The organism is Lewinella sp. (assembly GCF_050633125.1).
Classification (GTDB): Bacteria; Bacteroidota; Bacteroidia; order Chitinophagales; family Saprospiraceae; genus Lewinella.
This window is the reverse complement of sequence record NZ_JBOEFX010000012.1, coordinates 50,360-76,890: the sequence shown is the minus strand read 5'-3', so window position 1 is coordinate 76,890 and position 26,531 is coordinate 50,360. Positions and strand designations below refer to the sequence as shown.

Genomic DNA, 26,531 nt, shown 5'->3' with positions numbered 1-26,531 from the left:
AATGCATTCAATGCAGCAGTGCTTCCTCCAAAGAAGGTGTTGCGCGTAGCATTGAAGTCCAGTACACCATCAGCACCAGCAATCCAAGACTGAGGTGTCTGGAAGTGGATGAAGTTGATGTCTTCACATACCAAATCACGAGTTTCGGTCATAGTCATAGCAGTGAAATCACCACCAATCAAACCAACGTTCTCGTCAGAATAAATAGCAACAGACCAATCACCAAACTGAGTCGTCAACCAGTTGGTCAATACCAAGGTGTAGCTCGTATTGGGCTGTAATGGCAGGCTCATACGTAGTGCTGGGTCGAAAATATTGCCACCAGGTACGAAAGCATCATCAGAAGAACCGATGAGGTTCTCACATGGAGATGCAGGATCGAAATCACCCTGGAATAGGAACATGCTTCCGTCACCCCAGTCAGAATCCATCAAGATCGTGTATACATCAACAGGAGTAGCATAATCAGGCGTAGTGAATGTTACTACGTCGTAGTTGTGCTCACCGTCTACCAAGAAGCCTTGGTTTAAACAGCTATAGTTGTTGAAGTTCAATAAAGCATCAGTTGCTTCAAGCGTACCACTTGCCTTGTAAGCTTCGTATTCCTGGGTTACAGTGCTGGTATTAGCAGGACACTCAACAACAGGGTCGGTCTTGTCTTCAGCGAAGACATTACCCCAACAAGTGTAAGCCAAGTTGTCAAATGCGTCATAGATTTCAGCAACGTAAGTGTGCGTACCACAACCACTGATTACATCAGAGTTGGTTCCGTCTACAAGAATGAAAATGTTCTCTGCACAATCAACGTTAGCACCCGTCAGAACCATCTGAGGAGTGATACGAGCAGTACAATCAGCACCTAAAGTAACGTTAACATTAGCAATACAGCCAATTTCACCGTCATAAGGCATGAAAGGACAGTCAGGATCAACAGGAGCATCTTCTACAGTAACCGTAAGGTCGAACTGAGTGATCTCACCACTGTCACCACCAACAGTATCTTCGATATTCAAGGTCCAAGTACCATTAATTTCTTCACCATCAAATACAGTGGCAAAAACATTGTTTTGGGTACAGTCACCTTCGATACCACCAGCACCGTCATCACCTTCTGGCCCAAATGTACCAGTGTAAGGAGCTGTGCCAGTTTCGATACATGGAAATCCATCCTCAAATACAGTTTGCGTGTAGTTATCACCACCACCGCCATTACTAGCCGTAAGAAGGATTGATGTTCCCATTGGAGAAATGAGAGTGATATCTAAATCCCCGTCAAAAGTGTGGGTGATATCAAGAAGTACTCGGTCTACAGAAGCGTTCGTACCAATAACACCACTCAAGGTAACGTCGGTCGTAACTACTGTCGTACCTGATGTTCCTACAGGAGGAACAGGAGTAGGTAAACCAGCACCAGAGAAGGTCTGCGTTGTCTGGGCAAGACCCAAGATCGGCAGAGCCAGCATGAGCAAAAGGCCTAGGCCCCACTGCGTCATGTTTTTAAGCGTAAAGTTCGCTTTGGTCATAAGATTACAATTTGTTAAAAATAAAAAAAGGTTATGTATGCTTAGTCAAATATAAGCCTATACAGTATGTATTGATTTTCTGATAGTTATACACTATCAGTGTGTCAAAACATTTTTTTTGGTCGTCAATTGCCCGCAAGATACTATTCTAGCTAGCAGATCACCAAAAAAAAAAAGACTTTTTTACATATAATCTAAGGAGTACAATCATTAGGTGCTCGCCCTTTTGTAAAAAAAGCGGCTGAGTCGACTCATGTCTACTCAACCGCTACAGTCATCATTATCGCAATATCTTACAATAGCCTGGCTATACTCCTGGCGTACTTGGTTTTATTTAGCTTAGTCTTCTCTATTTATTAACTACACGCAAGCTGCTGTCATCACTAATCACTTGCTCGTTGACCTCAACACCTTGGCCTAGCTTCACTCTGCTCCCTTCTGCTGCTGTGATATTCGCTGTTTTCACCTCTCCTCGATCAGTATCCAAGCGACTGCCTCCATTCAAATTGGCATTCAGGTGTTGGGCGTTTCCTGTAAACTCAATAGCCACCCCTTCATTACCTGTAAACATCAGTTCTTGTACATCAACCGTCGTCTTCAGCTCAAAATCCCCACTAGCTGTTATAGCTAACTGCTCTCCGCTGAAATCCTTGACGCGCACATCATCGGTATGGTTCAGGATTAAAGCCTGTAAATCAGGTAAGGTCAGGTACAATCTCACAGGCGATTCAAGATCTGTTGCTTCCAGGTTTACAAGTAGCATTCCTTCCTCCAGCGTAGTTACAACCTTACTAAGGTATTGCTCTTCGCCCGTAAGGCGTAAATCATAGGTATCCCCTTTTTCAATAGTAACCTTCATTGGGCCATTCAGGGTAATATTATTATAATCCTGATACTGTGGCATTGCTTCTTGTTGCACAGGAGCCGCATCAGAACTATTTCCCTCACTGTATCCAGCCGGGCAATCCTGACAGATCAGCCTGCCTTCGGCATTCATTTGATAAAGCTGGGTTGCTTCGGGATACTTATCGACTGACAAGTTTCCAAAATCTGCCACGTCTTCTCCTATTATAAGGTAAGCTCCTACCGGCACTTGCAATTCCATCTTCACTTCCTGCGCTCGCCACTTGCTCAATTCCGAGAAAGGTACCTCCTGCGGGATGGCTAAACTGCCCTCGCTCACTTTTAAAGGATAAGGTAATTCCGTAGCTAATGATCTCGCATCTGCGCCACGCTTACCACGTGCGGTCACCTGCTTACTCAAATGCCATTCGCTATCCGGGCTTTTCTTGATGCTGAAACGACCGGTTGCGCCGGGTAACTGCACCTCTTCATCAAAAATCATGAAGTGCTCGTTTTGGCGATCCTCCAGTTGGTAGTAGGATAAGGTAACGGTCTCTGCCGAAAAGGATTCCGTACTCAACTGCTCTTCAATATGCTCTTCTACCATAAACTCCTGGGCCAAAGTACCTCCAATACTCGCCAGCGAAAACACATTGATAAACCAAAAAACAATCATCGCTGTCGACCAGCCCTTGCCCATCCGTCGGCCAAAGACTACTCTTATTATAAGTAGTATGATCGCCAGTAGTGGCAGTCCCACCGAGAACAGTACATTGATCATCGCTATGACCGTCATCATTTCCTGTCCTGGGAAAAAGTTCGTAAGTAAAGGCATGGAGAAAGTAAGTCCGGCAATAATGCCTAACCACACCATGGCAAAGATGAAGATGAAAAAGATGGCTGCTGCGATCAATAGCGCGCGCAAAACCTTCCCTATTTTGGGTAGCTGCTCGCGTGCAGCTTGCCAGCTATCATTAATGGTGTCATTTACAGCAGCGAACCGCTGCGAAGGGCCCTCGTTGTTCTCGTCATTTTCGCGCGGACTTTTTTTTTACCGGCCAGTTCTTCTCCCAGCTCGGTCATCTTCTCTGATAAATGCTCAAATTCTTCGGTAATAATCTTACTGATATTCGAGATATTAATCGGCTCGCCCCGCATGGCCAGTCGATCGCCAGCGGTCTTTGCTTCAGGCATTAAGGCCCAAAGGATCAAATATAGTGGAATACCAATTCCACCAGAAATAACGACCAGCACAAAGAAGAGTCTAACCCAAATCGGATCAGCAATACCAAAGTAAGCGGTCAGTCCGGCAGCTACACCACCTACTACCGAGTCTTCGGTATCCCGGTACAGTCGTTTACCAGTTTTTATCTTAAACTTGGCATCGGTACCGCCGGTATCCGCCTGCGCATTACCACTTTCGGTAAAACTTGCGCCCTCGCTCATAGGATCGGCTCCGAATTCTTCGGGCCGTCCCATGATAGCGATAGCATCTTCTACTTCCTGGAAACCAACAATCGGGCGATTATTCAGCTGCTCTACAAATAGCTCAGCTAAACGGGCTTCAATGTCGTGGGTGATTTCTTCGTATCCTTCCGTAGCACGGAAATGATTGTGGATAGCTTCCAAATACGAGCGAAGGTGGTTATAGGCGTCTTCATCAATCGTGAAGGGATAGCCACCGAGATTGATATTATAAACCTTATTCATTAGTTTGGTTGTTTTGCGTGTTATGATGGACTGCGGAGACTAAGTCGCTCCAGGTAGACATCAGGCCATCCAAAAATTCGCGGCCGTCATCTGTTATCGAGAAATACTTGCGCGGAGGGCCACTCGTGCTTTCCCGCCAGGTATATTGTAGTAGCTGACTGTTCTTCAGCCGGGTGAGCAACGGGTATAGTGTACCTTCCTTCACCTCCAACGGTGTATCTTTCAGCTTCTCCTGAATGGTAGAAGAGTAAATCTCATCCTCCGCAGCAATGGCTGACAGTACACACAGCTCCAGTACTCCTCGTCGCAATTGCTTGCCCGCCGCATCCAAAGCTTTTATCTGTTCTTCTGTCATCATAATGGTCTGGGCTTGTAATGTGGAATAACTATTTTCATTCGTACGTTCCATCATTTTTTTTGGCCATTTGTTTAAGCTTACTCAAGCGCATCATTTTCATTAATAATACCTTCTTTCTGTAAGTCTCGATACAAAGATAAGGCAACGCTAGGTATTATGCAATACATAGTACCTAGAAAAGGCAGCTACTATAGCCCTTTTTAACCATCTTCTCGACCAACAGCTACTTTTAGCCGATGAACGTCAAAAAAACTTTCAAAAAAAGAACACTCGCAGCCTTCCCTAGGCTTTTTCACAGGGAATGACTACGCTACGGTAAACAAGGTGATCTAAATCAGTATTGATTTCTCGCAATGAAGAGGTTCACCCTAAGGCAATATTCCCTACCTTAGTTTTCAGGGCGCATCCCCCGCTTGGAAACAGTACACTTATTAAATTGTGCAATACGCAAAGCGGCGGTCGCTCCCTTACAGGGTTCGCTATTCGCTCCGTCCCGACCTGCAAAACCAAGTATGGCTTTGCAGGTCGGGGCCGCTCACTTTGTTCGCGCCTTCCAGGCAGCTTGCGCGGGTGCTCCTCAGGTTGAGCGACCCTTCACAAGCAAAAGAAGCTCAACCGCTAACTCCCTGTAGTATAACCAGCAACAGTATATGGAAGAATTAGATCGCATCATAGGACGTTATACAGGATCACAACCAGGGCCACTTATTATCGCCTTTGGTGCCATGCATGGCAATGAGCTCGCCGGCGTACGGGCCATTGATATGGTATTTAGAATGCTCAAGGTAGAACCCCAACAAAATCCAGATTTTGTTTTCTATGGTCGAATGCTGGGAATCAGAGGAAATTTAAAAGCTTGTCAACTAGGAGTACGCTACCTACAAAAAGACCTCAACCGGCAATTCACTCCTGAAAATATTCAACGCGTCCGTCTATCCCAAAACCATGACCTGAATGCCGAAGACCTGGAGCTTAAAACCATCCTAGAATTGGTTGATGCTGAGATTGCCGATTACCAACCTACTGAGCTTTTTGTTATTGATTTACATACGACTACTGCCGACGGCGGCATTTTCTCCATTGCTTCCGATGCCCCCCAGAGTTTAAAACTAGCCAAGTCCTTACACGCTCCAGTCATTACGGGCATGTTGAGAAGTCTCCGCGGGACAACCCTTCATCATTTTTGCTGCGACCATTTTTCCTGTCCTACCACCAGCGTTACCTTTGAGGCTGGGCAACACAAAGACCCACTCTCCACCCGCCGCGCGATTGCTGCCCTCATCAACTTACTTCGCTCTGTACGTTGTGTTCGCTCCGAAGATGTAGAAAATCGCCACGATGATATCTTGATGAATTATAGCAAAGGCCTTCCCAAAGTAGCCGAGTTACTAAAAGTACACCCTGTAAAAAAAGAAGATCGTTTCAAAATGGAGCCTGGGTTCCAAAACTTCCAGCCTATCCAAAAAGGGCAGCTATTGGCCAATGACAAGAATGGGCCCATCTATTCAGGCTATGATTGCCATATCCTGATGCCGCTCTACCAACACCAGGGCGAAGATGGCTTCTTCCTCATCCAGGTTATTGAGTAGGTCTGTTTTCTAAAACGCCTACCCCAAACAAGGCAAAGTCATACTTCACGGGATCATCAGGATCCAGGCGACGTAGATTTTCAGTCAATTCTACTACGGTCTTCCAATCCCTTTGTGTTCTGGTAATCAAACCCAAGCGGCGGGCAACCCGCTCGACATGAACATCCAGCGGCATCATTAACTGAGCTGGGCGAATACGTTGCCACAGACCAAAATCTACGCCACGCTCATCGTTTCGAACCATCCAACGTAAAAACATATTCAATCGCTTACAAGCTGAGTTTCGTGCGGGGGTAGCAACGTGCTTCCTCGTGCGCCGGGGTGCATCCGGCAAACTGAAAAAGAGCTCATGGAAGCCTTGCAAGGCGGGTTCCGTCGTTACATCTTCTGGTGTTATAAAACGAGCAAAGGCATCCTCCAAAGAATCATGCTGCCGATAATACCATTGCAGGAATTCCAAAAAATAAAGCGTATCCGTGTATTGAAAAGTGCGATGCTTAAAATCCGCAAAACGCGCGCGATCTTCTTCCGTATGATTAACAATAAAGTCGTGAGGTGCGCCCTCCATCAGTTCAATCAACCGGATCGCATTATTGATAATGGTTTTACGCTGCCCCCAAGCCAGTATGGACACCCAAAAGCCCATGATCTCCTGATCCTGCGGCAATGTAAACTGATGCGGAATAGATACCGGATCTGCAGGAATGAACCCTGGTTCGTTGAAGCGGTCTACTTGTTCATCGAGGTAGGCCTTGAGGTCTTGGGGCATGAATGGTATTTTTCGCTAAGGTAATAAACTGTGATATAGCGGGCTGCTCCGGAAGAATGGTTATGCCAAAACCATGGGCTTGAAGGTGCGTAGCGAATAGCAAAGCACGGCGCAGGGACGAGCAGCAGCAGCGATAGCAGCGGTATGCAATGCGCAGCACTGCATGAGAGCGGATAGCGCGATGGCTAGCCGACAGGCGCAGCCAGCTGCCCAAATGTTTTGCCTGAAATATTTCAGTACACTTACTCCGTGCCTTCGGCATTAGACGCCCCCTCCTTTCTAGTCAACACTCCCAAGACTACTAAGCTCAAAAAGGTAGATGTGTAGAACAGGTAAGAATATGGTAGGGCATTCATGTTGAAAAAATAAACCAGGCAGAGTTTCAAACTGCATAGTGCAAAAAGGGAGGAGGCCACCCTGTGCCGCAACCGAAAGTGATACCATATATATAGTAACGGCGGAAGCAATAGCGAGCCCAGGAATACCGCCCGGTGCAAAACCAGTAGGTGATCAAAATCTACAAACCGTGCCAATCCAATATTTTTGGCAATCGTATTCTCGGTACGCCACCTCACATCGGGATTCTGGAAGCTATCCAGGTAAGCATCTTTCAAGGAATAGAAAAGGTCAATTTCGTAAATACCCTGAGAGACGATCATCAAGAAGAGGCACATCACTGCCGTTCCTCCCATGATCCACAATGCTTTCCGGTGGTCTTCTTGCCAAAGCATATATATAAAGTAGGTACCCGCCCAAAAAATCAGCGCATAACGACTCAGCAAACAGCCCGCCAAGGCCAGTACAATCCACCCCGCCCGTTGCCTATACACACTGTACCCCAACAAGGCATAAAACCCTACCACTATCGGCTCTTCGGAAATAGTGATAAATGTGGTGTAAGTAACAAGGATATAACTGAGCAATATTAGCAAAGGCACGTACACCCACCATTGCCGAACGGAATATTGTTGGCGGCCAAACTGTAGCGCTGCCCCACTCGCCAGCGCAATAAAAAACAGGTTAATGATTCTGATGTCAACATCCGCGAGGATAGCAGGTAGGTAAGAGAGCCACATTACGGGCAGGTAGATAGGCTGCATACCGTCCCATATTTCAGAGATAACCGCGTAAACCTCCTCTCCTGCCAGCCAACGCTCTCCCATGATCTGGATGATCGGGAGCATATCCGCAAAAGTATAATCCAGCGGCTGCGCCTTGATTGCCTGAATGCCAAAGTAACCTATTCCTGCTATCACTAAGCCAAAGGCAGTGGCCGTCCACCTATTTGAACGCTGCTCCTGCTTTGGCGGAGAAGGTTCGCCAACCTCGCGCTTCAGCAGAGGTAGCAACCCAATTCCGATTCCGGCCAACAGGTAGGCAATTGCGGCCAAGTCTTTGTTACCAAAAGCGGCAAGGTAGGTCTGGCTAATGACTTCCAGCACAACCAACAATAGCAACAAAAGATACCAGGAAGATTTCCGCAAAAGAATTGATTTTGGGTAAAGGTAAAGAAGTTCTTAAAGTTACCAACCCAGAACAAATAGCCAATATATTAGTGATTTTGGCAAAAAACCTTTATTTTAGCTAAAATATTAGCTAGAAATGAATAAATATAGCCTTTCAAAAACCCCTCAAGATCTATTAACGCTTACCGCAGACCGCCACCGTAGATTACGTAAAAAAAAGAAATTCACCCAAAAAGCACTGGCAGAACGCTCGGGCGTTTCTTTGGGAAGTCTAAAGCGCTTTGAACAGAACGGTCAAATTTCTTTTGAAAACCTCCTAAAGTTAGCTCAGATCCTTGGCCAGCTTGACGCCTTCGAACATTTGTTTTCTATCAATGACCAAACAAAGGAAGTAGAACAACTCTTTAGCAAAAAAGCCAGAGGACTATGAAAAACGCTGACCAGCTTATTTGCTCCCTGTGCTGGGACAAACAACACATCGACGTGGGAGAGATGGTTAGACATAATAAAGAAATTTTCTTTAAATACTATCCCGATTTTCTAGACTTAAACTTAGAAATTTCTCCTTTCAAGCTCCCTCTTTCTGAAGAAATCCTACAACCAGACACCCTTGTCTTTGATGGCCTTTTTGGCATCTTTGACGACTCCCTGCCTGACGGATGGGGAAGATTATTGTTAGACCGCACACTAGTTTCAAAGGGAAGAAATCTGAATGAAGTCACACCTCTGGACAGACTATCTATTGTAGGAAGCAATGGGTTAGGTGCATTATGCTATCGCCCCGTTTCAATAGCCACGGACCAAGTGCTTGAGGATATTTCACTAGACCAGATAGCCAATGCTAGTCAACAAATCCTATCAGGAACCAGCAATGAAATGATCGAGCAACTATTCCTACGGGGAGGATCTTCCGGAGGAGCCCGACCAAAAATATTTGTGGGGTATCATCCAGAAAAAGATTTATTACGTCCCTATCAGCAAAGGTTACCAAAAGATTTTGAGCACTGGATCATAAAATTCCCGGCCAACGCTGACCCACACGACATTGCTCAAATAGAGTATGCTTATTACTTAATGGCAATGGAGGCAGGCCTCCAGATGAGTGACTGCCATTTATTTACCGGGATGTCAGGAAGAAAATATTTTGGCACTAAGCGATTTGATCGCATTGGTAATCGTCGCTTACATCTTCATTCTGCCAGTGGTTTAATGCACGATAATTTCAGATTAAGCAGTATGGATTATGGCCACCTCATGGACGCTGCTTTCAGGCTCGAAAATGATGTCAGAGCTTATGAAAAAGTGTTCCGTTTAGCAGCTTTCAACATCTATTCCAACAACAGAGATGATCATAGTAAAAACTTTGCTTTCCTCATGAATCCTAGTGGTGAATGGCAAATGGCACCTGCTTTTGACTTAACCTTTTCGACCTCATCGCATGGTCAACATTCTACCACGGTTGCAGGAGAAGGAAAATCTCCAGGTGAATCTCAACTGCTTGAATTAGCTCATCTTTTCGGAATCGATCAAGCAGTAAACATTATTCGCCAAGTAAAAGACGTGACCAACGAGTGGAAGTATTTTGCGAATCAGGCCGGCGTCACCAAAAACTCCACAAAGTGGATCAATGATCACCTTACTGCTCTCCCAGACTAACGACCTCAAACTCTGTCCGTCTATTCAACTTTCGGCCTTCGGGGGTATCATTTTCAGCCAGAGGTTGGCTTTCGCCGAAACCTTTGTAACTCAACCGTTCTGTCGGAATCCCTTGGCTGACCAAGAAGCTATAAACCGACTTGGCACGTGCCTCGCTCAGTACTTGATTTGCCGTATCATCACCTACGTTATCTGTATGGCCATTTATTCTGATATTCAGCTTTACGTTCTCTTCCAACAACTCCACTAAACGATTCAGCTCCATTTCCGACATGGGCAGCAACTCTGCGGAACCAGAGACAAAGAGTACATTTTTCAGCACGATGGGTTGCTCTCCGTTTACCGACAATTCCTTGGGTATCGGCTGCAAGGGGATAGATAATTCGTAAGGTTTCTCCAAGCCAAAGGCTCCAGCTAATTCAAAGCGATCGGAGTAAAAAAGATACCCTTCTCGGCTCACCTCAAAGGCGTAATTTTCGCCCATTGGCAGAACAATCAAGAAGGTTCCATCATCAAGCGTTTTTACTTGAGCGAAGGTTGTGGTCTTCCCTTCTGCGGTAATGAGCACGTCGGCATCTTCTATGATTTCTTTGGTCTGCGCATCTACGACTCGGCCTTCTACGTAAGTCAGCGATTGAGGGCGGGCTTCTTGGTAGAGATCAAACTGGTAGATGTCAAGATCTAAAGGTGACCCTTTCTTGGTATTCTGATCGGTCGTATAGTAAGCCTTTTTACCATCCAAACTTACGACCAGCGTTCCTTCTCCTGCCGATGTATTGATGGGGTAACCTATATTCTTGGGTTCGCTCCAGGAGCCATCTAACTGCATCCTACTGATAAAAATATCGAAATCACCCAATCCTGGATGGGTATTGGAAGCAAAGTAAAGTGTCTGTCCATCAGCATGAAGAAATGGGGACTGTTCATTCCCTTCTGTATTGATAGTTGGTCCTAGGTTTTCGGGGTTACCAAACCGGCCATCCAAACCTCTTTTACAACGCCAAATGTCGCTACCACCAAAACCTCCGGGGCGGGTACTGGTAAAATACAGGTAATCACCATTGGCCGAAAGGCTCGGTTGGGTATCCCATTGTGCACTATTGATGGGTGTTGCAGCGTGGCGAAGGTTGCCCCACTCTCCTTTCTCTCGACGGGCATAATACAAATCACAACTACCGTAACTATCCGGCCAGTTGCAACCCGTAAAATAGAGCAATCGACCATCGGCAGACATGCTTTGCGCACCCTCATTTTCCAAGGTATTGACCCCTGTGAGCGCCTGCCCTTTCGTCCAGGTGCCGTCTTCTTTTAACTCACTATAGTAAAAATCTTCTCCTCCTGTATAGTTCACGGTATACACCAGATAGCGACCATCCGCCGAAAAAGCAGGCAGATATTCCTTGCCTGGTGTATTAATAGATGGGCCTATAGATTCAGGCGAAAAAGGCACAGGGTTACGGCGTAATTCTGCGGCTACCTGTGCATTTTTCAGATATTTCTCCACGCGCTCGCGGCGGCGATCCCGTTCATCAGCTTGAGCCAAATAAGCTTCGTGGTGCGCTGCTGCCTCTTCGTATTTCTCCAGATCATACTCAACTAAGCCCAGTTGGTAGATCAACCTTGGCTTATAATCCATAGACATGGCGAGTACCTCTTCCAAGTCATGCTCCGCCATCTCCAATTCCCCCTTAGCATAGTACATATCACCACGTAGGATCAAGGCGTCAATAGCTTGGGGCTCTCTCTCCAATAAAGCATTTAAACTTTTGATAGCATTATCAAACTGCTGCCGGCGCGCCAAAGACTCGGCCTCTTCCAGCAGCTTACGTGAACGCTTGTCCAAGTCCTCATTGGTTATATACCCCTGAGCTTGAAGATTTATAGTCAAAAAGAAGGAAATGAAAACGCAACTGATAAAAATTAAGCGAGGCATTGATAATAAGTATTGCGCAGAAAATAAAACGCGATTTTATTTTCTGCTGTTCCTAAGTTATTTATTCTCTAACAATTTCTGTACAAAACCGTGCTCTGCCAATAACGTTGTATGTCCTCAACAAAGTTTATCTTAGTTCAATACTTTACCTAAGTATTGCGCAGAAAATAAAACGCGATTTTATTTTCTGCTGTTCCTAAAGTATCACCTAATTTTCAATCCTGTTCTATGCCTGGTTCCCTTTCCGACAAAATTCTATCTTCCTGGCAGGCCAATAGCCAAAGCTGGATAACCACAATTGACCAAAGCGAAATTGTTTCCCGACAACTAGCCACCAATGATGCGATCGTCAATGCCATTGAAAAACACCACCCCTTCCGTATCCTTGACATCGGGTGTGGTGAAGGCTGGCTAAGTCGTGCAATTTACGCTCCTCATCGTATTGTCATTGGCATAGATGGTGTAAAGGAGCTAGTAAGCAATGCTACTAAAAAAGGTGGTGGCCCTGCGTATGCTTGTTTTAACTATGAAGACATTCGGCAAGGCAAGCTCCCTTCTTGGGAGCCTTTTGACCTCATCGTATTCAACTTTGCTTTGTTTGAAGACGGGGCTACTTTCACTTTATTAAATCAACTAAAGCAACTCTTAGTACCTCGTGGGCATCTTCTCGTTCAAACCATTGCCCTTCCAGCGCACGAATTTTCTGGTTGGCGAACTGAAGACTGGCGCAGTATGAAGACCAACTACCCCGCTCCATTTCCGTGGTATTATCGCGAGCGTGATGAATGGAAAAAGGACGCGCAGCAAAATGACTGGAAAATCCATAGACTCACCGATGTTTTACATCCTGAAAACAAACAGTTGCTATCCTGGATTATTGAGCTACAGGCAGCTTTTTAGATAAGTGCGGGTTTGAGTGGATTCTTGGTATTTACTATACGCTTTAAAACCTTCTGGCATAAAAAAAACATGAGTCATCCCGGATTCTGGCCTCAGCCAAAATCCGGGATGACTCATGTTCCAAAACAAGTGCGAGGGGCTGCTAAGCGACCTCTGCCAATAGTTCTGCTGCGCGCTTAGAGCCTTCGTTGGCAGCTTGTTTCCAATTTTCTTTAAATCCTTTTTTTCCGCTTTTTTGCATAGCAATACCGCGATGAAGCAATATCTCAGCCTGTAGTAGATTATTACCGTCACGTGTAGGCAGACTAATGGCTTCATCAAAGCACTTGATAGCTTCGTCCATTTTACCGTCAGCACTGAGTGCGCGGCCTTTATCAAAGGTTACCTGACGCCTGAAAATAAACTGAGGATGATCCTCTAACAATGGTCGAGTCAGAAAGAAGTTAAAAGAGGCGATTGCCTTACTGTTTTCTCCCATCTCCATCTGGCATCTCCCTTTGCGATGTAAAGCCTCGAGATAAACATTATGATGAGGCATAGAGTGCTTCATGCTTTGCGTAAGGTCATCTAGAGCAGCTGACCAATTTTCCTGATCAATATATATCTTTGCTCTTCCCAGGTAAGCATCAGGGCGCTTGCTATCGGCAGTCATACTAGCAGCATAATCAGCCATTGCTTTAGCAGTATCTCCCTGCAAGTAATAGATAAACCCTCTGCGTTCCAGTGCTTGCGCATGGCGAGGAAAGCGCTTGATTGCTAAAGACAATTTTTCTTTCGCCGCATCTAATTTCCCATCTACTAAAAGATCGCGACCTTCACGAAAAGCCTGTACAGTCGTCTTATCACTATTAGGCTCAATACACTGGTAGTCCTGCAATTCTCCATCCAGAACCTTCCACATATTAATATCACCAGCTATCGAAAACTCGGCGGCTTTACTCAACATGTGCAGGGTATTCGTCCACATTTTTTCAGAGCTGGTAAATTTTTCTCTCGGAACAGTTAAGGAGCATGTTTCTTCGTTCAATAATTCGTTAGCTTCCTTGTAACGGACGTCATTCTTATAGCGCGTTTCTAAAAGGTGTGCAATTACCTTTGTTGCTTGCTGAATACTTCGGGTATTCGCAAACTCTAATCTCCCCAGAATAATGACAGTGTATTCCATGCCCCCTGCTGCTATTTATAAGTTACTAATTTCAATTAAAAACAGCTCTACACCTTGCCTCAATCCTTACTCAACAATAGATGCCAAACTGCCTTTGCCTAGGCCGCCACGCGGCCCAAACAGCCCCAAACAATGTTTTCCGTATCAGTAAATACTCACGTATTAATTCCAGAAGGGAGTAAGATTTCTTGCTGAAATCTTACGACAAGTATTTATTTTGCAACTTAGAAACGTCAATAGGTAATAAGAAACTCCCTGCCTTTGTGACAATACGCCTGCACTTGCAAACTTATTTAAAAAATCCGACTTCACAAAATTTAATCAGGTTGTAACCATACTTTGCACCCTTCCGTACAATTTGTGCAAATGTCAATTTGGTCTCTACCTGAAAACAGCTGCTTCCGAAAATGTTGATAAGGTATACCCTCCCATACTTCACGGAATGAACTTTCTTTTAGGTTTCCTAATCGATGTTCAGCATCCTTATCAAAGCAACAAGGCACAACCAACCCATCCCAGGTAATAACAGCTCCGTGCCACAACTTCCAACAATGATTATGCAAAGATGCTTTTGGTTCATACCGGCCATCTTCCAACTTCCTATACCGCCTCAAGCCATCTGCATCTGGCAAAAGAGGGTTTCCAAATTCGTAATCATAGACCTGAGCCGTTTTGAAAGAAAGCGCATCTACACCCAATTCTTCTGCCATTTTTTTTATTTCAGGTATTTGGTGCTCATTAGGTTTCACTACCAAAAATTGGAGTACAATATGTGGAGAGGAGGACTTTAATTGCCGTTTCCATTTGACAACATTCCTGATTCCTTCTAATACGACCTCTAATTTCCCCGCTTTTCGGTATTGCTCATAAACCTCTTGCGTTGTTCCATCTACAGAGATAATTAGTCGATCAAGGCCAGAGCTTACTGTGTTTTCTGCATTCTCATCATTCAAAAAATGACCATTGGTAGAAGTAATCGTGTATACCCGCTGAGCATGGGCATGGCGAACCATGTCCAAAAAAGAAGGATTGATATAAGGTTCCCCCTGAAAATAAAAAATGAGGTAGAGTAGGTGATCAGCCAATTCATCTAATGTCGTTCGAAAAAAGTCTGCCTTAAGATTGCCTGTAGGTCGACTAAACTGCCGAAGGCCACTTGGACATTCCGGGCACCTAAGGTTACAAGCCGTTGTAGGCTCAAAATTAATAGTAAAAGGTAAGCCCCATTGGCGTGGCTGCCCTGTCCAGCGGCTAACATAATAGCTGGAGATAACCAATAGCGCATTCCAAATTTTGCGCCAACTGAGTTTTCGAATAAAATTGATAGTATCTGCCCAAACGATGCGCTGCATAGCCTTAGTATTGCGCAGAAAATAAAACACGATTTTTCACAAGGCTTTCAAATAGTTAACCCGCTTAAAATGAACCGCTTGACCAACTATTGTGAAAGCCAAAATCGTGTTTTGTTTTCGTGCTGTCCCTTAATTAGAATCCTCTTCGTAAGAGACCTTCACCCGCTCATTGATATTAAGCACCTTGACTTCGGTACGGCGATTAAGGACGTGTTCGGCATCGCTACAATTAACGCCATCAGCACAATGGTTTCGTAGATGTGCTTCTCCATAACCTACTGTTCGGATACGGTTGGCGGTAATCCCCCGCTGAATAAGAAACTCTTTCGCCGACTGGGCTCGCCGCAGAGAGAGGTCAAGGTTGTACTCGTCTGTTCCCCTGCTGTCGGTATGAGCGCCCAACTCAATTTGCATACTTGGATAAAGGTTCATCAATTGTGATAAGGCCTCCAAGTCCTGGGCTGCTCCTTTGCGAATTGCCGATTTATTAAAATCGTAGTAAATATTTTCCAAAACAATGACTGTGCCTTCTTTAATTGGCTCTCTTAAAATAGCATCGGAGGTAGGGTGAATCATTAAATTGGCACTCAAAGAGCGACTTCCCCGCAAACGAACGGTAGTGATCCGTGTGGCTCCTGACTCGTAGCCCGGTTTTGTGCCTTCTAGCACATAATCACAACCAATGGGCAAGCATATCTCATAATTCCCGCCAATATTACTGCGGTAAGTTGTAACAGAGTTATCACACAGGTTTGTTAATGTAATCGTAGCACTGGGAATAGCAATCTGAAAGCGATCTGAAAGAACCGTTCCTGTTAGCATAATGCAATTGGTTGGTTCCATAAGAAAATCCAAGGGTTGATCAGGCCCAAGCTCATCCGTTTTAAAACGTAACTCCTGGGTAAAATAATCAGGCTTAGACACCAACAGGAGGTAGTCTTTTTCCGCCTGTAGCTGTAAAACAGCTTCCCCATTTCGGTCAGTAACAGCAAGAGGGCTCCCAAGGTTATCATCCTTTTTTCTCACCATTTTCATCATCATCTCACCATCCTTGCCCTCACTTGGTACCAACTCCAGGTCATAGGCGGCTTCATCATCAATTAAGCCATCTTTATTTAACTCAAAAAGTCGTATTGCTGCACCAATCATCCGACGACTTGTTGTTTTATCGGTAATGCTTACAACACCACTCAAGACTGCTGTTGGCTGAATGCCCTGCATTCCCAAAGGAGCTTTAAACATATAAACATCATCCTGCCCAAAGCCACCTTCTCTTGCCGATGAGAAATAACCACTACGGCCATCAGGTAATATGACTAAACCTAAGTCATCGTCAGGCGAATTAAAGGGACTACCCATATTGAAAACTTGGCCCCACTTGCGGCCAGCCATATCGATCATGTATAAATCCAGGTCTTTACGCCCTGCGCCGTGGTGACCATCCGAGGAGAAGAAAAGCGTTCCGCTTTGATGGAAGAAAGGAAACACCTCATTTCCACTGGTATTTATTTCCGGGCCTAAATTGATCGGTGCTGACCACTGCCCATTATCCCATTCTACCACATAAAGGTCCATTCCTCCGTAACCATTTGGGCGATCTGACGAGAAAAAAAGCTTTTTCTCATCGGCCGAAATAGCGGGATGAACACTACGATAATCATCGCTATTAAAAGGAAGTTCTTTGACGTTTTCCCAATCAAATAAGCCGCGGGTAGCCTCGTAGATTTTCTCTACAGAACGCCCCTTGCCGTCTGATCGACGAACGCCATTACGTGAGTTGGTACGGGTGAAGAAAATACGGTCTCCTGAGGGACTAAAAGAGACAGGACCCTCGTGGTAAGCAGAGTTCAATTCGGTAGAAAACGACTCCGGTTTACCTGGCATTCCATTAGGATCTAGTTCTGCATAAAACAGTTCAAAGAAAGTTTGCCCTGTTTTGGGATCTATTGGCCCGTTTTTATAACGAGAGACAAAGACCAAGCCATTTTCATAAACTGCGGGGCAAAACTCAAGCCCTTCAGAATTAACCGGACTGGTATTAAATATACGAACCTCCTGCCCGGTGTGAGAATACTCCGAAACAGGTTGAGCATGCACCATGACCGTCAGCCATAATAAAACCAGCCCTATTAGGTTCCTTTTTTTCATTGTGTTCAAAAATACGGTTATCATGAGATTAAAGCATACCTACCATGCTTTAAAAAAATCGTGGACTCAATATTTCACCACTACGTGAACGGCCACCAATACCATAGCGAATGACCGCTTCTATTGAGCCGCTTGAGTAGTTCTTTAGTTCGGAAAGGGTATAATCATAAGACAGACCAAACATAAATTGGTCACTAAACTGCATTCCTAATAGAAGTGCAGCAGACTCCCCAATTCCCGAGACGCTCGAACCTCCTAGGCGGTAAGATACACCACTATATACGGTTTCTCTAAAAATAAAGTTTAAATTAACATCCCCATCAAATGGTGCTCCTTCTACATATTTAAAAAGAAACTGGGGTTGCATTTGTATATTCTCTCCCAAACTGACCAATACACCGGCCATCAAATAATAATGAGGTACCTCACGGGAAATCACCGTTCCTTCATCTGCAAAGTCGATATTATTGGTCAACAGACGGGGGGCACTAAAGCCTACATAAAAGGTTTGGTTGCTGTAATAGATTCCCGCACCAAAGTTAGGTAGCATTTTACTCTGTTTACCCACTGGTATAGCAGGATCCCCTTCGCGAGGTTGAGTAGATTCGGTTTCATCAAAGTTGACTTGCAGCATTCGTACAGAGCTGGATAAGCCAATTCCCATCCGGCCACCTCTGCCCAAGTTAAAGCGATAACAGTAGGAAATATCGGCCGTCAGGCGTTCTGTTGCACCGATACTGTGGCGCGAAATATTGGCCCCTAAACCAATCCCTGATGCTGTCAAAGGCATGTTAAACGTCAACAACTGTGATTGGGGTGCACCTTCCAGTCCGATCCACTGCTGGCGTACCAGCGCGGTGAACGTAGGGGTCTCCTGCATTCCAGCATAAGCAGGGTTGAACCCCAACTTATGATACATAAACTGGGTAAACTGCTCGTCTTGCTGAGCCAGCAAAACACAACTGCTGCCCAGTAAAAGGAGTATGGCAAAGTATAGTTTGCGCATCTTTTTAATTTTTTCCAATCAGCAGGTGTCTTAAGTATTGCGCAGAAAATAAAACGCGATTTTCTTCAAGTTTTCCAAATAGTTAAAACACTTAAAATGAACCGTTTATTCAACTATTATGAAAAACAAAATCGCTATTTATTTTCGTGCTGTTCCTAAAACACCTGTTAATCATTTTTATAACCTCTTTAGCTCGGTATTTGACCGAGCTAAAGAGGCGTTTTTGGGAATAACTATCGTTGAATCATCACGTAACCTGCCGTTGGTTCACTTCCATCCCCCAGGTCAACAATATAAAAATAAGTATCCACAGGTAATTCTTCACCAGAGTAGGTACCATCCCAGGCGCTGTCGTAAGGCGTACCTGAACGGTAAACCTCATCTCCCCAGCGATTGAAAATGGTCACCTGGCTCCTTGGATAAGCATCTTTATCCAAAAGGCAGGGAATCACAAAATGGTCATTATAATCATCACCATTCGGTGTGAATATCGAAGGTACTTTACAAGCAACGCCATTTCCAATTATGAAATTAATCGTTGCTGTTGTTGAGGCACAGCCCTCACTCACTGCGGCATAGATCAACTCATCTGTTCCTACAAAGTTAGCAGGAGCGATATAGTGAACAAGCTCAGGGTTAGTCAAGCTTGCTTCGCCGCTGAATGGCCCACTTATAATAGACACCGTTGTTCCAATAGGTACCATGTCATTGCCCAATGGAAGTACATCTGCTTCGCCGCCAAAATCAACACTTACATCATCATCCATAAGTACCGGCGGGAGTTTATACAAAACAATGGCCGTATCACGAGAAGATGGGCCACAATAGCCTTGATCAACCTCCATTATCAATATATTCTCTCCTACTTTTAGGCCACCTACCGTAGGTGTTGCAGATGTTGCATTAGAGAAGGTAAGGTCACTATCGGGAGAATACCAGCGAATGGTACTGCCCAGCGTTGGCTCTTCCCCAACTAATGAAACTTCGTTGAGATCATCACAGACAATTCTATCGGGGCCAGCTTTGGTAATCGGGTCACTTACGTTTACTGCTACCACATCAACGCTCATGCCACAGACACAATCGATGCGCCATTCAAAGAAATAGAAGTTATCTGGTGCCAAACCAAGAATTTCCGTATTAGGATCTGTAGGATCTACAATGACTACCCCCAAACCAATTTGCGCAGGGTCTTGCACCCAAATCCCAGTGCAATCCTCACCGGGAGGAACGCCTTCCAGGATGACAATTTCATCTTCACAAACAAGTAAATCGGGTCCTGCATTAGCAGGTTCCGCATTGATGACATTGAGGGTAACCTCATCAAAAGAGTAGTTACGACAAGCACCATTAGAAAGCGTCCAGCGCAAGGTATAAGGGTCACTTACCGTGGTAAGTCCACTCACAACAGAGTTGGCGGCATCAGGATTTGCGAGCACAAAACCAGGAGGGTTCATTGGGCTCACCAAACTCCACATACCTGTGCCTACGGTAGGCATAGCCCCCTGCAAGACAAACTGACCAGAACAAACAGTACTATCAACACCTGCAAAAGCAGTATTTATAGGAATCGTATCGAAACGTACTAATGTAGGGTTTGACAGCGCCGAACGGCAACCATCAGCTTCAGAGCGCGCATAGAACGGAAAGGTGCCTCCATTAGCAAAGAGGTCAAAATCTGTCACCTCTAGTACTAAATCAGGGCTAGGACCGCCGATTTGAATTTCGCCTCCATCACCCGTATACCACAGGTAGTCAGCTCCCGGTACCGCAGACATGCTATCAATAGCAAGGGTTAATACTGCGTCGGGATCATCCAAGCAAATAGAAATATCGTGGGACACAATCGGTGTCATTGGGCGATTACGTACAACAACATTGGTAATAATCGTATCCGATACACAACCTGCTACTTCTACCACAACACGATAGACACCATCATGCGTCAAGGAGTCGGCGTTATTGATAACTGGATTATGTGCTTCTACTCCCGTACCAAAAGAACTAGGGCCACTCCAAGAATAGTCACCGCTAGGGTAAAAAGTACTTTGTAGTGAGATTACATCACCTGCACAAACAGGCGAATTGCTCGTGAGGGCAACATTAGGAATTGGATTAATCGTTATGTTTCGTGGTGGAGAAAGGCTACTCGCACATCCTTCCCGTACAACATAAACACGGTAATTACCGGCATCTCCGACATTCACGGGGGGGACTACTAACATATTTTCGCTACCTGTAGGAATATTGTTTCCAAACGGAGTGTTCCAGAAATAGGTAACATCTGAGCCAGGTACCGCTGATGTAATCAAGGTAAAGCTCTCTCCTTCACAGAAACTTGTTTCACCTGAAACGGTAACAGGTTGAGTTAACTGAGAAGGTATAAAATTAAGGTCTACCGTTATGGATTCTGTTCCTGATGAACAACCTTCTGCCGTGAAGACTTCTAATACATACACCCCATCGTCAGCTGACGTAGCGTTGGGAACATTTAACATTGGTATGTTTGTCTCGACTGGTATTGGATCTCCAGGTTTCTGCCAGACATAGGTGAAATCACCATCATCTTCTGGGAAGGTGGCTGCCGTAATAACAATATCAAAACCTGCATCTACACAAGCCGGCACATTATCGCTGAGGCCTGTAATACTAACATTGTCCAACACATTGACCTCCACCATGGCACTATCTACACATCCGGCACCACTTGTCACCGTCACTTCGTAAGTACCCGCTCGTGAAGGTGTGATATTATTAATGACCGGATTTTGGATGCTCCTGCTATAGTTATTGGGGCCACTCCACTCATACGATGATCCAGCGACGGTACTGAACCCGCTCAAGGTTACATTATCGCCTTGACAAGCAGGTTCGGGGTCAGCTGAAGCAGATGCTACCGGGGTAGGGTTAACTACCACACTAATACTTTCTGAGGCAGAGGAAGGACAGCCATTGAGCGTCACAACCAAACTCCACGTTCCTTGATCCATAGCCGATGCCATTGGGATGGTAAGTGAAGGCGTGCTCGTCGTTGTTGAGAACCCTCCACTTCGGCTCCACAAATAGGTACTTGCTCCTGTAAAACTGGTTTGTAACACCAGGGGTGCACCAGCACAAACAGGCGAATTACTCGCAATTGTAGGCTGAGCAGGCCGTGGTTTGACCGTTACCAGGGTAGAATCCGGAGCAGATACACATAAGCCTCGGTTGACCTCAACAAAATAATAACCTGCTCCACCAGCAGTAAGGATTGGCGTATTAGGAAATTGTACGTTTGCAGTAAATCCATTAGGGCCGGACCAGGAATAAGTAGCATTGCTTTGAGGGTTAACCCCTAATGCAATAATTTCCTGCGCACAGACCAAGGTATCTGCGTAGGTAACAACCGCCGTTGGTCGCTGAAAAACAGTAAGTTGCTGGCCTGCTGAAGCTGCCGAAAGACAGCCATTGGCCTCTACTTTCATATAAAACCTTCGAACGCCAAGCGAATGAGGGCCTGACACCGTAAACATTGGCTCTGTACTGGTTCCTAATAGGGTTCCGTTAGGGGCAATTCCTTCGTACCAATAAAAGGTAACGTTCATGCCTGACGGGACCATAGGCGTCTCTAACAAAATATCTTCATCGCTACATAAACTACTGACAATTTGCAGTTCGGGCGTAAGAGGAAGATCTTCGATACTCACATTCACCACACCTTCTGCGGTACAGCCCGTAAGTCCCGTAATTACAACACGATAAGGGCCTTCATCACTTCCATCAATGCCTGTAAGCATAAGGTCTGGATTCGGTCCTGCGGGTGAAAGTGACATCCCTGTAGGTCCAAACCACTGGTAAGTATATACACCAGGATTGGGAGCTGGCGGATTAGCCACCAAGAACAAAGTATCCCCACCACAAAGACCAGAGTTGGCTGTAGGCATAGGGCCATCCGGCGCAATCCCTACAATTGTTTGGCAGGTACCAATATTTCCAGAGGTATCCCGTGCGCTCAGTGTAACGTTGATGACTTGCCCTACCTGAGAGCAATCAAAAACATTAGGACTCAACCAGAGGCTATCAATCACTCCGCAGTTATCAAAACTGCCGGCATCTACATCGATAGCGCTCACATCCTCAACTTGCAGGCCGGATGGGTTGATAAACAAGTTGGTGGGCTGACAAAGCACGGTAGGAGGGGTTACATCTTGTACGTTTACGCTAAACGAACAAGTATCTGCATTACCAGCTTGATCCTGAATGAGGTAAAACATTTCCGTCGTACCTACATTAAAAGTAGCCGTAATCTCCCCGGAAGGGCTAGGGAAAGCACTTTGTGGCATCGGAGTCACTCCTGTAGCGTAATAAGTAGAAAGGAGCTCATCGTACCGCAAGGTAGCAGTAATATAGCTGATACTGTCCCGGTCACCATCCATCGTAACGATCATCGGGTTACAAGGATTGATTCCATCACCGAGCACTCCAGGAGGCACGGTAATATCATTGGGTACAATTTCCAGGTTCACCAAACCATCCGCAGCCCAACTATTGAAAGTAGCTGCGGGGATTGTGACGCTCAACTGGCCCGGTGTAGTACAATTGGCAATACCAATACTTGTGGTAGCTAATGTACTACCGTCATCACCAAGGATGGTTACAAAAGCGCCGTTCGAGTTGAAGTCGCCCTGCAAATCGATAGTTAGCGTGACATCGCTAAATACATTCGCTGCTACATCATCAAAGGAGAGGGTACGCCCTTGTGGCAGGTAATCGTTCAGGTTCGGATCAAGGAAAAACTGCAGGAATGCTTCACCCTGCGTGGCGGGTAAGGTACGTTCATAGACAGCGTAGACATCACAGTTATCGACAGCTCCCAGTGGCACGGGGAGTGTTAGTGTTTTTTGGCAAGAATCAGCATCTACAGTTACCGTGATTGGCATTGGACAGCTGATTTCCGGCATCTGCATATCTTCTACGGTGATAGAATATTCACAGGAATCAATATTACCAGCACAATCAATTGCAAAATAGCGGATCAAGTGTTCGCCCTGATCCAGCATTACATCCACTGGTGCAATAGGAGCCACGGTTATGCGGCTACCTCCATCAATGCTATACTGGTAACTTATACCTCTTAATTCATTGATAATAAAACTGAGATCGGCCTGTACGGTACTACCTCCTGGGCAATTGGCGTTGATTGCGAAACGCTCTGGCTGCCCCATAGGAATATTGGGCTCTAACCGGATACTGATGATACCATCGGCAGACCAGTTATTAAGTTGGCCAATGGTTAAAGGGAAAAGCGTCACCCCATCGCCACATTGAGTTGCGGTATTACTGGTTTGCCCCAACAGGGTACCATCTTCTCCATACACACGGAAAAATTCTTCTGGTGATTCCGCATCTGCAGTGAATAAGCTGATGGCCAAATCGGCTACTCCATCCACATTGATCGGTAGCGTATTTGGGATCACTAAATCCAGGTCTACCGCATCCACAACGACCTCTCCTTCCTGGCCAGGAGCAGCCTGTGAGGTCAAAGGAGCACTGGCAGACAAGATGATCGTATCCATATTTAAGGAACACTCATCAATGATTAAAGGCGGCACCAAGGTAGCTTCTCCAGCACAATCGCCAGGGTTGGTACCCACGACAAAATCTGAAGGGCAACCACTAATGGTCGGTGCTAACTGATCCAATACCGTAAAGGAAACCGTCATGGTATCACTCAATCCACATTCATCAAAAATGATAAAGTCGATATCCTGACGTTGAACGATCTGATCGGGGCCAGTAGGACAATCTACTAACACCAAGCTTGGTTCATCGGTGGTACCACTATTATATGCAACCCATGTAATATCTTCTTCCAGGGTACAGTTATCTGATGCCGTTCCATTACCATTGTTCAATATCCATTCATGGAACACCAATTCTGCTTCTGTATCTACGGCACAAAAAATCAGAAAATCTTCCGGGTCTTCTACAAACTCTGGTGCTTGTTGGTCAACGACAGTTATTTCCTGGGTAACTTCCGTAAATTGTCCACAGCGGTCTGTAACTATCCATTTACGGCGAATCAGGTAATTATTAGGGCAGGTGTCCGGAAAGATATCATCGGTGAAGTCTACATCTGGGTCCGGGTCACAATCGTCCATCACGTTGGTAGGTATACCCGTAAGATTGAGATCATCCGCCTGGCTACAATCAACCGTAATGTCTGGCGGCACATTGAAGGAGGGGCTTTGCAAGTCAGCAATAGTGATAACCTGCACCTTTCCTGAAACATTACCACAAACATCTGTTGCCCGCCAAAGGCGAGTAATCGTTGCTTCGTCTATACAAGTCCCCGGAGTGAACTGATCAGTAAACTGTACATCCACATCTGCCGAACAGTTGTCAAATACATTTGAAACATTACCGGTTACTGTTAAATCCAATGGGTCTGTTGTACAAGAAATGGTAATATCTGCTGGAGCGTTATAAGAAGGAGGCACCTCATCCGTTACGCGAATGAATTGCGTTGCTACTGCAGAGTTTCCACAAGAATCACTCACCACCCAAGTTCTTAGAATATTGTATTCATATTCCTGACAACTTCCATCAAACACTTGGCTAGAACTAGGTAAATACGTAGGTACTAAATCCGGCGTACAGTTGTCCGTAACTGTTACGACTGGGGGATCTGGAACTGGTTCGTCACAGCTTAAATTAAGATTACCAGGTACACCAACCAACACCGGAGCGATGGTATCGATCGTTGTGTAGGTAGCCATATATTCACTTGCATTCCCACACTGGTCGCTCAAACTAAAGGTCACAATTCGGGTAGCACAAGCCTCTGTAAATGAATTACTACTATCATCAGTGATCATAATGGGGCCAGCACAGTTGTCCGAAGCATTGGTACTGACGGCTACCCGTAGGGAACTGATCCAGACGTCATAGCGATCTGGGTTGTTGGGTGCCGATGGAAGGGCAAACTCGCAGGCAACCGTATCATTGATAACAGGCAGGGTTACCATCGGAGCACTCCCATCGGGCAGCACTGTAATATTCTGGGAAACGGTTGTCGATTCCATACCTACGGTAGCTGTCCAGGAACGGACAATTATTCCTCCGGCACAAGGATCAATAGAAGCAGCGTCCGGTGTATCGACCGGGCTGACTTCAAAATCAGCACCTCCCATTCCATCGTTCGCTGTTAAGTCTACAGGAGCAGGAACCGCATCAACACAAGGAACAGTAAGATCACCGGGAGTAGGATCCACAAACACTGGTGCCATTACATCAGCCGCATGTGCAGGAAGAGTAGGGTTAGTAAATGCTGAGAACAGCAACAAACTGAGGACAGCAGAAAAAACGATTGTGGTATATCGTAGCGCCATAGAGCAGCTTTTTGGGTCAATTTTCGGGTTTACAACAGGAAAGGAAATAGGTTCCTTTCCAACATGAGGCCCACCGTGAGCACCATCGGGGCCAGGGTTAAGCAACATTGGTAATACTTGTGTTGATCGAAATCAGATGGAAAACACGTACCTGAAAATGACGGGTACCACTAAGAAGGGTACCATCGGGATGGACGTTTTGCGTGTAGTTCATGGGATCAAATCGGTTTGGCAAATGGATTGTCAAAGCTAGGCTTAGACGATTAAGTATAGATTAAAAAGTAAAAATATGCTTTTCAACCCTTCCTTTCAGTAACAAATTTCGGTTAAAATAGTGAAAATCAGGAAGGAAATGCCAGAAAAATAAAAAGGAACAGCAGAAATGACAAAAATCATCCAACATGATGAGGATGATCACAAAGAATCATATTGAACACCCATAAATTCACATCAGCATAATTTATAACCTATAAATCACATAACACCATGGAGTTTTTTAACGTCAGTGTTTCTACTATTATCTCGCGTTTCTTCCTCATGATGGCCATTATTATTATCGGAATCTTTACAGGACAATATTGGCTGGTTGCATTGGGACTTCCTGTTTTCCTGTCTGCTATGCTAGGCATAGGGTTTAAGGGCAAGAAGTAAAATAAAAAACACTAAACCTTCTAAGATAGATAAGCATGCTACTGCATACTTAGAGAACATTATATTGCCTAATAAACATGAGTCATCCCGAA

The 26,531-nt window shown here is 45.3% G+C and carries 16 protein-coding genes; 4 read left to right on the top strand and 12 right to left on the bottom strand.

The features are described 5' to 3' along the window. From ACRBG0_RS02800 to ACRBG0_RS02785, 4 genes are all read right to left on the bottom strand, one after another. The coding region (locus tag ACRBG0_RS02800) for a proprotein convertase P-domain-containing protein (protein WP_431485407.1) at positions 1–1,523 on the bottom strand (1,523 nt) is incomplete at its 3' end. A gap of 349 nt (positions 1,524–1,872) precedes the next feature. Further along, positions 1,873–3,345 (bottom strand): GIN domain-containing protein, encoded by a 1,473-nt coding sequence (locus ACRBG0_RS02795; protein WP_431485408.1) that lies wholly within the window; start codon positions 3,343–3,345, stop codon positions 1,873–1,875. Between the two features lie 8 nt (positions 3,346–3,353). After that, positions 3,354–4,076, bottom strand: coding sequence for a PspC domain-containing protein (locus ACRBG0_RS02790; RefSeq protein WP_431485406.1), 723 nt, complete (start codon positions 4,074–4,076; stop codon positions 3,354–3,356). Further along, complete coding sequence (locus ACRBG0_RS02785) at positions 4,069–4,488, bottom strand: PadR family transcriptional regulator (protein WP_020537890.1); 420 nt, start codon at positions 4,486–4,488, stop codon at positions 4,069–4,071. Before ACRBG0_RS02785 ends, ACRBG0_RS02790 begins: the two co-directional genes overlap by 8 nt. 596 nt (positions 4,489–5,084) lie before the next feature. Here ACRBG0_RS02785 and ACRBG0_RS02780 point away from each other — a divergent pair. After that, positions 5,085–6,023: a hypothetical protein gene (locus tag ACRBG0_RS02780; RefSeq protein ID WP_431485405.1), complete on the top strand. Its 939-nt coding sequence runs from the start codon at positions 5,085–5,087 to the stop codon at positions 6,021–6,023. Here the strand turns inward: ACRBG0_RS02780 and ACRBG0_RS02775 are convergent. Beyond that, the gene (locus tag ACRBG0_RS02775; protein WP_431485404.1) at positions 6,013–6,792 is read right to left on the bottom strand and encodes a TIGR02757 family protein; all 780 of its coding nucleotides are present in this window, start codon (positions 6,790–6,792) and stop codon (positions 6,013–6,015) included. The genes ACRBG0_RS02780 and ACRBG0_RS02775 overlap by 11 nt on opposite strands. 242 nt (positions 6,793–7,034) lie before the next feature. Further along, positions 7,035–8,276: a hypothetical protein gene (locus tag ACRBG0_RS02770; protein WP_431485403.1), complete on the bottom strand. Its 1,242-nt coding sequence runs from the start codon at positions 8,274–8,276 to the stop codon at positions 7,035–7,037. 118 nt (positions 8,277–8,394) lie between these two features. On the opposite strand from ACRBG0_RS02770, the gene ACRBG0_RS02765 reads away from it, so the two are divergent. Both ACRBG0_RS02765 and ACRBG0_RS02760 read left to right on the top strand, forming a co-directional pair. Further along, positions 8,395–8,688: a helix-turn-helix domain-containing protein gene (locus ACRBG0_RS02765; protein ID WP_431485402.1), complete on the top strand. Its 294-nt coding sequence runs from the start codon at positions 8,395–8,397 to the stop codon at positions 8,686–8,688. Continuing rightward, positions 8,685–9,914: a type II toxin-antitoxin system HipA family toxin gene (locus tag ACRBG0_RS02760; RefSeq protein WP_431485401.1), complete on the top strand. Its 1,230-nt coding sequence runs from the start codon at positions 8,685–8,687 to the stop codon at positions 9,912–9,914. The genes ACRBG0_RS02765 and ACRBG0_RS02760 overlap by 4 nt, the downstream gene beginning before the upstream one ends. Here the strand turns inward: ACRBG0_RS02760 and ACRBG0_RS02755 are convergent. Then, entirely contained in the window at positions 9,895–11,847 is a 1,953-nt protein-coding gene (locus ACRBG0_RS02755) for an OmpA family protein (RefSeq protein ID WP_431485400.1), read from the bottom strand. The two genes, ACRBG0_RS02760 and ACRBG0_RS02755, sit on opposite strands and share 20 nt — an antisense overlap. Before the next feature lie 228 nt (positions 11,848–12,075). Here ACRBG0_RS02755 and ACRBG0_RS02750 point away from each other — a divergent pair, with 228 nt between their 5' ends. Continuing rightward, positions 12,076–12,747, top strand: coding sequence for a methyltransferase domain-containing protein (locus tag ACRBG0_RS02750; protein ID WP_431485399.1), 672 nt, complete (start codon positions 12,076–12,078; stop codon positions 12,745–12,747). A gap of 142 nt (positions 12,748–12,889) precedes the next feature. Here the strand turns inward: ACRBG0_RS02750 and ACRBG0_RS02745 are convergent, their stop codons facing one another. The 5 genes from ACRBG0_RS02745 to ACRBG0_RS02725 form a co-directional block, all read right to left on the bottom strand. Continuing rightward, on the bottom strand, positions 12,890–13,912 hold the full coding sequence (locus ACRBG0_RS02745) for a tetratricopeptide repeat protein (RefSeq protein WP_431485398.1): 1,023 nt from the start codon (positions 13,910–13,912) through the stop codon (positions 12,890–12,892). 317 nt (positions 13,913–14,229) lie between these two features. Then, complete coding sequence (locus tag ACRBG0_RS02740) at positions 14,230–15,264, bottom strand: SPASM domain-containing protein (RefSeq protein ID WP_431485397.1); 1,035 nt, start codon at positions 15,262–15,264, stop codon at positions 14,230–14,232. Positions 15,265–15,393: 129 nt separating this feature from the next. Further along, positions 15,394–17,412, bottom strand: a complete 2,019-nt coding sequence (locus ACRBG0_RS02735) for an OmpA family protein (RefSeq protein WP_431485396.1) — start codon at positions 17,410–17,412, stop codon at positions 15,394–15,396. Positions 17,413–17,461: 49 nt separating this feature from the next. Then, complete coding sequence (locus ACRBG0_RS02730) at positions 17,462–18,418, bottom strand: PorP/SprF family type IX secretion system membrane protein (protein ID WP_431485395.1); 957 nt, start codon at positions 18,416–18,418, stop codon at positions 17,462–17,464. A 233-nt stretch (positions 18,419–18,651) separates the two neighbouring features. Then, on the bottom strand, positions 18,652–25,896 hold the full coding sequence (locus tag ACRBG0_RS02725) for a gliding motility-associated C-terminal domain-containing protein (protein WP_431485394.1): 7,245 nt from the start codon (positions 25,894–25,896) through the stop codon (positions 18,652–18,654). Positions 25,897–26,531 lie beyond the last annotated feature (635 nt).

Coding starts and splice junctions, on each gene's coding strand:
- ACRBG0_RS02750 (WP_431485399.1), top strand. CDS start 12,076: ATGCCTGGTTCCCTTTCCGACAAAATTCTATCTTCCTGGCAGGCCAAT.
- ACRBG0_RS02780 (WP_431485405.1), top strand. CDS start 5,085: ATGGAAGAATTAGATCGCATCATAGGACGTTATACAGGATCACAACCA.
- ACRBG0_RS02775 (WP_431485404.1), bottom strand. CDS start 6,792: ATGCCCCAAGACCTCAAGGCCTACCTCGATGAACAAGTAGACCGCTTC.
- ACRBG0_RS02785 (WP_020537890.1), bottom strand. CDS start 4,488: ATGATGGAACGTACGAATGAAAATAGTTATTCCACATTACAAGCCCAG.
- ACRBG0_RS02735 (WP_431485396.1), bottom strand. CDS start 17,412: ATGAAAAAAAGGAACCTAATAGGGCTGGTTTTATTATGGCTGACGGTC.
- ACRBG0_RS02765 (WP_431485402.1), top strand. CDS start 8,395: ATGAATAAATATAGCCTTTCAAAAACCCCTCAAGATCTATTAACGCTT.
- ACRBG0_RS02730 (WP_431485395.1), bottom strand. CDS start 18,418: ATGCGCAAACTATACTTTGCCATACTCCTTTTACTGGGCAGCAGTTGT.
- ACRBG0_RS02745 (WP_431485398.1), bottom strand. CDS start 13,912: ATGGAATACACTGTCATTATTCTGGGGAGATTAGAGTTTGCGAATACC.
- ACRBG0_RS02740 (WP_431485397.1), bottom strand. CDS start 15,264: ATGCAGCGCATCGTTTGGGCAGATACTATCAATTTTATTCGAAAACTC.
- ACRBG0_RS02725 (WP_431485394.1), bottom strand. CDS start 25,896: ATGTTGCTTAACCCTGGCCCCGATGGTGCTCACGGTGGGCCTCATGTT.
- ACRBG0_RS02790 (WP_431485406.1), bottom strand. CDS start 4,076: ATGAATAAGGTTTATAATATCAATCTCGGTGGCTATCCCTTCACGATT.
- ACRBG0_RS02760 (WP_431485401.1), top strand. CDS start 8,685: ATGAAAAACGCTGACCAGCTTATTTGCTCCCTGTGCTGGGACAAACAA.
- ACRBG0_RS02755 (WP_431485400.1), bottom strand. CDS start 11,847: ATGCCTCGCTTAATTTTTATCAGTTGCGTTTTCATTTCCTTCTTTTTG.